At 58.7% G+C, this 6,159-nt stretch carries 7 protein-coding genes; 6 read left to right on the forward strand and 1 reads right to left on the reverse strand.

Going from position 1 to position 6,159, the window contains the following annotated elements; translation table 11 throughout:
* The 3 genes from AAAB35_RS06790 to AAAB35_RS06800 form a co-directional block, all read left to right on the forward strand.
* The coding region (locus AAAB35_RS06790; protein ID WP_340667449.1) for an alpha/beta hydrolase at positions 1–236 on the forward strand (236 nt) is incomplete at its 5' end.
* 94 nt (positions 237–330) lie between these two features.
* Complete coding sequence (locus tag AAAB35_RS06795) at positions 331–1,296, forward strand: MBL fold metallo-hydrolase (protein ID WP_340667450.1); 966 nt, start codon at positions 331–333, stop codon at positions 1,294–1,296.
* Between the two features lie 116 nt (positions 1,297–1,412).
* On the forward strand, positions 1,413–1,850 hold the full coding sequence (locus tag AAAB35_RS06800; protein ID WP_340667451.1) for a DsrE family protein: 438 nt from the start codon (positions 1,413–1,415) through the stop codon (positions 1,848–1,850).
* Between the two features lie 37 nt (positions 1,851–1,887).
* Here the strand turns inward: AAAB35_RS06800 and AAAB35_RS06805 are convergent, their stop codons facing one another.
* Positions 1,888–2,877 (reverse strand): AraC family transcriptional regulator, encoded by a 990-nt coding sequence (locus AAAB35_RS06805; RefSeq protein WP_340667452.1) that lies wholly within the window; start codon positions 2,875–2,877, stop codon positions 1,888–1,890.
* 100 nt (positions 2,878–2,977) lie between these two features.
* Between AAAB35_RS06805 and AAAB35_RS06810 the strand changes: the two genes are divergently transcribed.
* The 3 genes from AAAB35_RS06810 to AAAB35_RS06820 are packed head-to-tail and all read left to right on the forward strand — an operon-like array spanning position 2,978 to position 5,527.
* Complete coding sequence (locus AAAB35_RS06810; protein WP_340667453.1) at positions 2,978–3,430, forward strand: nuclear transport factor 2 family protein; 453 nt, start codon at positions 2,978–2,980, stop codon at positions 3,428–3,430.
* Complete coding sequence (locus AAAB35_RS06815; protein ID WP_340667454.1) at positions 3,427–4,512, forward strand: Gfo/Idh/MocA family oxidoreductase; 1,086 nt, start codon at positions 3,427–3,429, stop codon at positions 4,510–4,512. Before AAAB35_RS06810 ends, AAAB35_RS06815 begins: the two co-directional genes overlap by 4 nt.
* Positions 4,505–5,527 (forward strand): zinc-binding dehydrogenase, encoded by a 1,023-nt coding sequence (locus tag AAAB35_RS06820; protein WP_340667455.1) that lies wholly within the window; start codon positions 4,505–4,507, stop codon positions 5,525–5,527. The genes AAAB35_RS06815 and AAAB35_RS06820 overlap by 8 nt, the downstream gene beginning before the upstream one ends.
* Positions 5,528–6,159 lie beyond the last annotated feature (632 nt).

Below are 6,159 nucleotides of genomic sequence, written 5' to 3' on the forward strand. Positions count from 1 at the left end.
GCATCAAGGTCTTCTCCGAAACCGATTTTACGGAGGACCTGAAGGCAATTACTGTCCCGGTCCTGGTGATGCACGGCAGCGACGACCAAGTCGTCCCTATAGCCGACTCGGCGGAAATTTCCGTGAAGTTGCTCAAGAACGGTGAACTCAAGGTCTATCACGGCTACCCGCACGGGATGTTCACGACGCATGCCGACGTGATCAATGCGGACCTGCTCGCCTTTATCAAGGCTTGACCACTCGGGCAGACTGCAACGCCTGCCCCCGACCTCTCCAACTCCAGCTCGAAAGCCGTCGGCTCTCCTGAGACCGGCTGCGGAAAGGTATGTCATGAAGTCCGAACATATGCTCTCGCGGCGTGGATTTTGCCTTTGCTGCGTCGGCGCGGCTGGCTTTGCCGCCACAGGGGAATGGTTGAGCCCCCGCGAAGCCTACGCCGAGGCGCGGGGTCTGGTGAGCCTCATAAAAGACAGCGCCGCAAAGTCCGTTATCACCACCCACAAACTGAGGGACGATATCACCATCCTGGAAGGTTCTGGCGGCAACGTCGCGGTACTTGGCGGGAAGGACGGTCTCGTCATGGTAGACGCTGGCATCAGTGTCTCCCGCAAGCAGATGACGAAGGCGCTCGCCGAAATCTCGCCCGACCCTGTAACCCACTTAGTCAATACCCACTGGCATTTCGACCATGCAGACGGGAACGCCTGGATCGGCTCCGGCGGAGCCAAGATCATCGCGCACGAGAACACGCGTAAATACCTCTCGCAGGTCCAGCGGGTCGAAGACTGGGACTACAATTTCCTCCCGCTGGAGCCACGAGGCGTCCCCAAGCACGTCTTCTCCAAGGAGCATTCGCTCAAGCTCAACGGGGAGTCAGTTACCCTGAAATATTATGGTCCGGCGCATACTGACGGCGACATTTCGGTGATGTTCGGCGAAGCCAATGTACTGCATGTCGGCGACACCTACTGGAACGGAATATATCCCTTCATCGACCATTCGACTGGCGGCAGCATAGACGGGATGATCGCGGCGTCCGAGGCGAACCTGTCCGCCTCGACAGACAAGACCATAATCATTCCGGGTCACGGAAATCCGGTGAGCAACCGCACCGAGTTGCAGGAGTTCCGCGACATGCTGGTGGCAATCCGGGAGAATGTCGCGGCGCTCAAACGCGCGGGACGGTCGATGGATGAGGCTGTTGCGGCCAAGCCGACGGCGGCATTCGACGCCAAATGGGGCAATTTCGTCATCGATCCGGGCTTCTTCACGCGGCTTGTTTACGAGGGCGCCTAGTGCCCGCAGGCCGACTACCGGCTCATCTCTTACTGGCGCGCACCTCCCCGACCCCCACGCGCCATCGTCCCGGCACCGATCCGCCGACCACAATCAAATCCAGATAGGAGACGACGATGTCCGAATCCAAGAGTGCTCTGTTCATCGATATTCCGGTCGAACTGCAACAGGTCAAGTCGGTGCACAGCATCGGTTCGCTTCAGTTCGAAGGAGACCTTCCCGCCACCCTGCTCCATCTTCAGCTGATCACCACGGACGTCGCGAACTGGAAAGCGGAATCCGACGTGATCGTGGTCTTTCACACCAATGCAGGTCACGTCACCCTGGACGACGCAGCCTATAACGCGTCGCGTAACATTGCCACAGGCAATCCCTACAAGAAGCTTGTCGCCGACCTCATCGATATAGGCGTTAAGGTCGAACTCTGCGGGGCGACAGCGAAGGTAAACGGCTGGGGGAACGCGGATCTTCTGCCCCGCATCAAGATCAATCTGGATGCCATGGCTCGTACGATACAGCTCGTGCAGCACGGCTTCGTCAAGATCACGGAGTGACTTCGATCCGGTCACGACTATAAGGCCAAGGAGGCCGTCATGCTTCAATTGTCATTCGGATTCCATTGCACCGCTTCTGAGGTTCTGAAAGGTGTGGAGTCCGCAGATGTGGACCAACGCCATTCGCCTTTCTGAACATGGCCGGAGTGTGACCCGTGACGCGCTTGAACACCTTGTTGAACGCGGCATCAGAGCCGTATCCCGCCTTGCGGGCGACCTCCGATATCGTCGAGGAGGATTTTACGAGTAGCGCCGAAGCGCAATGCACACGCCACGCGGTCAGATACTCCAGTGGCGTTTGCTCGAGAACGTTTTTGAAGTGGACCGCAAAAGCCGACCGTGACATGCCTGCGGTGCGGGCTAGGGCGTCGATAGTCCAGTCTCTCGCCGGATCGGCGTGGATGGCTTCGATGACCGATTTCAGACGGTGGTCCGATACGGCTGCTAACCATCCGCGCTTAGGGCTTCCGTCGTCCCGCGCATATGCGCGGATCGCGTGGATGAACAGTAGCTCGAACAATCTGGCGACCGCGGCGTCGGCTCCCAGACCTGGAGCGGCTGTTTCGACGGCTAGCATTTCCAAAACCGAAGTGAAGGCTGCGGTACGGCCCCCGCTTTCCTTGAGGTGCAGAAATCGGGGAAGGACGTCAAGAACGGAATCGCGCTCAAATCGCTCGATCTCGAATGACCCGCTGATGAACGTCGTCGTGGCTCCGCCGCCGCCAAACTCGATCCTGTCGCCCACCCGGCCGCGCTCGACATCGACACAGTCGATAAGCAAGGACCGCTCGTCATCGAAGATTTTGTACGCGGCGTAGTCGAGCAAGATGAATACATCGCCGCTGAGGAGCCGAGTCGGTTCGAAACTGTCGGGCGTGGTTAGCACGGCCGAACCGCCTACGACGTGAACGAATTTCACGACGCGCTCGCCCGGGGAAACAATCCCCCAGGGCGCGCTTGCCTCCAGACGTGTGAACTTTGCCTCTTTGATGCGTGGAGCGGCGAAGATTTTGGAAAGCGTATCCATGAGCTCGTGACCATTGGACGATTCGACAAGATTCCAGGACTGATCGACCTCAACCGTCCTGAATGAACATCCTATGTAGGCATCCGAAAGGAGAATTTAAATGCAGAACGATACACAGCCATTCGACGAGATCGGCATGAGGAAAGCCAGGTACTGCCGATACATCGATACTAAGCACTGGACCGAATTCCGGAGACTGTTCTCGGAAGCACCGGACATCCGCTTCGTGGACGCGGAAGGGCAGACGATGCACGCCTTCACGTCGGTCGACGAGTTCGTGACGACGAGCGCCCGTTACCTTGAAGGTGCACGGACGATCCATCAGGTCCACAATGCTGAAATGGAAAAAGTGTCCGACAACGAGGTGGCGGCGATCTGGTCGATGGAAGACTATCTCGTTTTCCCTCCCGGCGACGATGCACGTCCTTCCAGTATGCACGGTTACGGGCACTACTACGAAACCTGGGTGTTAGAGGACGGGCAATGGCGGATCGCCAAACTTGAGCTCCGTCGAACCATTCTTGAAATCATGCCGAAGGAGCTGGTCCAATGACCCACCCACCGATCAGAGTCGGCATTATCGGCGTTCACCCCGACCGGGGATGGGCGTCGACCGCTCATGTGCCCGCACTTTGGGAGCTACCGCAGTACCGCCTGTCTGCGCTAAGCCATAGCCGGATTGAAATCGCCAGAGCATCTGCAAAGAAGTTTGGCTTCGACCACGCTGTCTCGTCGACGGAAGAGCTCGTGCATCATCCTGACGTGGACCTCGTCGTGGTCACCGTGAGGGTGCCGGAACACCTTCAACTCGTGACTGCCGCGCTTGAGGCTGGGAAGTCGGTGTTCTCCGAATGGCCGCTCGGCATAAATCTCCGGGACGCTCAGACAATGAATGCGCTCGCCGCGCAAAAAGGCGTCTCGTCGATGATCGGCCTTCAAACCCGCGCGAACCCGACACTCCGGCACATGCGCAAGCTGATCAAGCAGGGTTTTCTCGGCGAGGTGCTTTCGGCGTCGGTCATCGGCTCGGGAATCACCTGGGGGGAAGAGATGGAGGAGGCATTCCGATACACGCTGGACCGGTCCAAAGGCGCGAGCATGCTCCATGTGCCGTTCGCCCACACTATCGATGCCTTGCTGTTCGCGCTCGACGAGGACTTCCTCACCGTGTCGGGGACGTTGGTCAGTCGCCGCCCAACTATAAGGATGATTGAGAGCAAAGAAGTCGTCCCGCTCGACGTCGCGGATCAGATCGCCTTCACTGGCAAGTTAACCTCCGGCGGCGTGGTGACAAGCCATTTCCGCGGCGGCCTGTCGCGTGCGACCAATTTCCATGTGGAGATCAACGGCAGCAGAGGCGACTTGTTGCTCACAAGTCCCGTTGGCTACGTGGGCCTCGGCGGGTTCAAGCTCATGGGGGCGCAAGCGGACGAGACGCTTCACCCGATCTTCGTGCCTGACGACTTCCGTCCTGAGGACAACGTCCTCACGGGCAACGTGAGGAAGCTCTACGAACTCTTCGCTTCAGACATGACATCGGGCACGCGGCACAGTCCAACGTTTCAAGACGCGGTCAAACTGCACCGCCTGATCAACGCGATCGAGCAGAGCGGCGGAGTGGTGCGCCATGTCTGAGACCATGCGAGCGCTGGTGATGGTCGCCCCCGGCGGACCTGAAGTCTTGCAGGTCCGGGAAATAGCCAGACCGAAAATCGAGCGGCCTTCCGATGTTCTCGTCAGGGTCATAGCCGCCGGGGTAAACCCTGCGGATTGGCAAAACAGGAAGAGCGGACAGCGCCATGACCCGTCTGCCGCGACAGGATCACCCACGATCCTCGGCATCGATGGCGTGGGCGTGATCGAGGAGACTGGCGATGCGGTGGACGGGATCACGGTCGGAGACGAAGTCTGGTACATAGACGGCGGGTATCCGGGCAATCCCGGCAGCTACGCTGAATTCAAGGTAATCCACGGAGGTTACGTCTCTAGAAAGCCAGCGAGCGTGGACTTCGTGCAGGCCGCGGCGCTGCCCGTCGTCGGCCTAACTGCATGGGAAGCCGTTTTTGACAAAGGAAACGTCAAGTCTGGCGACCACGTTCTCGTGCACGGTGGGGCGGGTGGCCTCGGCCACATCGCTATTCAGTACCTTGCAAATATCGGTGCCCGGACAGCCACCACGGTGTCGAATGACGTAAAAGCGAAGTTCGTTCTGGGGATAGGTGCCGAAATCGCGATACGCTATCGTAGCGAGGACGTAAACGAGAAGCTGAGGTCTTGGAGTGGCAAGGATGGCGCTGCCGTTGTGTTCGACTTCGTCGGGCATGAGAACTTCGCTCGAAGCTTCGAACACGTCGCGCCTTACGGCCGGCTAGTGAACACCGTCGTCTCTGACTGGCCCAGCGGCGGCAACGCGCTCGCGGAATGGAAGAACCTCGACGTCTCGTTCGTCAACATCGGTCTGCCGCAGATAGCCCGGGATCACAGAAACAGGCTCAGGCAGGTCACGGTACTCGACGCAATCGCCGACCTGGTCGACACGGGCAAACTGCGTGCCCATATCGACCGCGCCGTCTCGTTCGACGGCGTTGGTGAGGCGCACCGAGCGTTGGAGGCAGGCGAGACTATCGGGCGGGTGGTTCTGAGAATCTGAACTTCTTTCCCGAGATCCTTATGGACCCGTCAGCGCAATATTAAGAACTCTGGGGTTGCCCTCGCGGCAAACAAGGCATCGGAATATACGCCAGCCTCATCCGCCGCGTCAGTGGGAGCAAGGTCAAGGAACTTCGGTTGACTTTCTAGCTCGCTCTGCGGGCGATCAATCCATTCTGCCGCGTAGTTAAGCCAGCCCGCAATTTTAACCCGACAGTCCCACAAATTATTGAAGCCCCGTTTATCGACTGCAGTCACTTCTTCGATTAGCACACCTCGACGAATGGCCATAGCCGACTTGAGTGTGAAACGACTGCTGACCTAACTCTGTGCCGAATACTACGACGTGCCGTTCCCTAACCCACTTGCCTGAGTGAATGGTAGGTTCGGAGGAACGAGCCGGGCTGATCGAACGACCGCAATGTTTTCGGCGTCCGCGTTGAAAAGCATGTGCTAGGAATGGCAGCTATCGAGCGCAACGTTATCGAAACCTGCCATTCCGCAAGCGTGAAGAGTTTCGGGCGCCAGCAGGCGTACGAAAGTCCCCGAGGAAGGAACCCGCGGACCACAGTCGAGGCTATGGAGATTTCGATCTACGGCTGATGTGTGTGGTGGCGCGACCGCAGCCAGAGA

The sequence above is a fragment of the Phyllobacterium sp. genome (genome assembly GCF_037994425.1).
GTDB lineage: Bacteria > Pseudomonadota > Alphaproteobacteria > Rhizobiales > Rhizobiaceae > Phyllobacterium.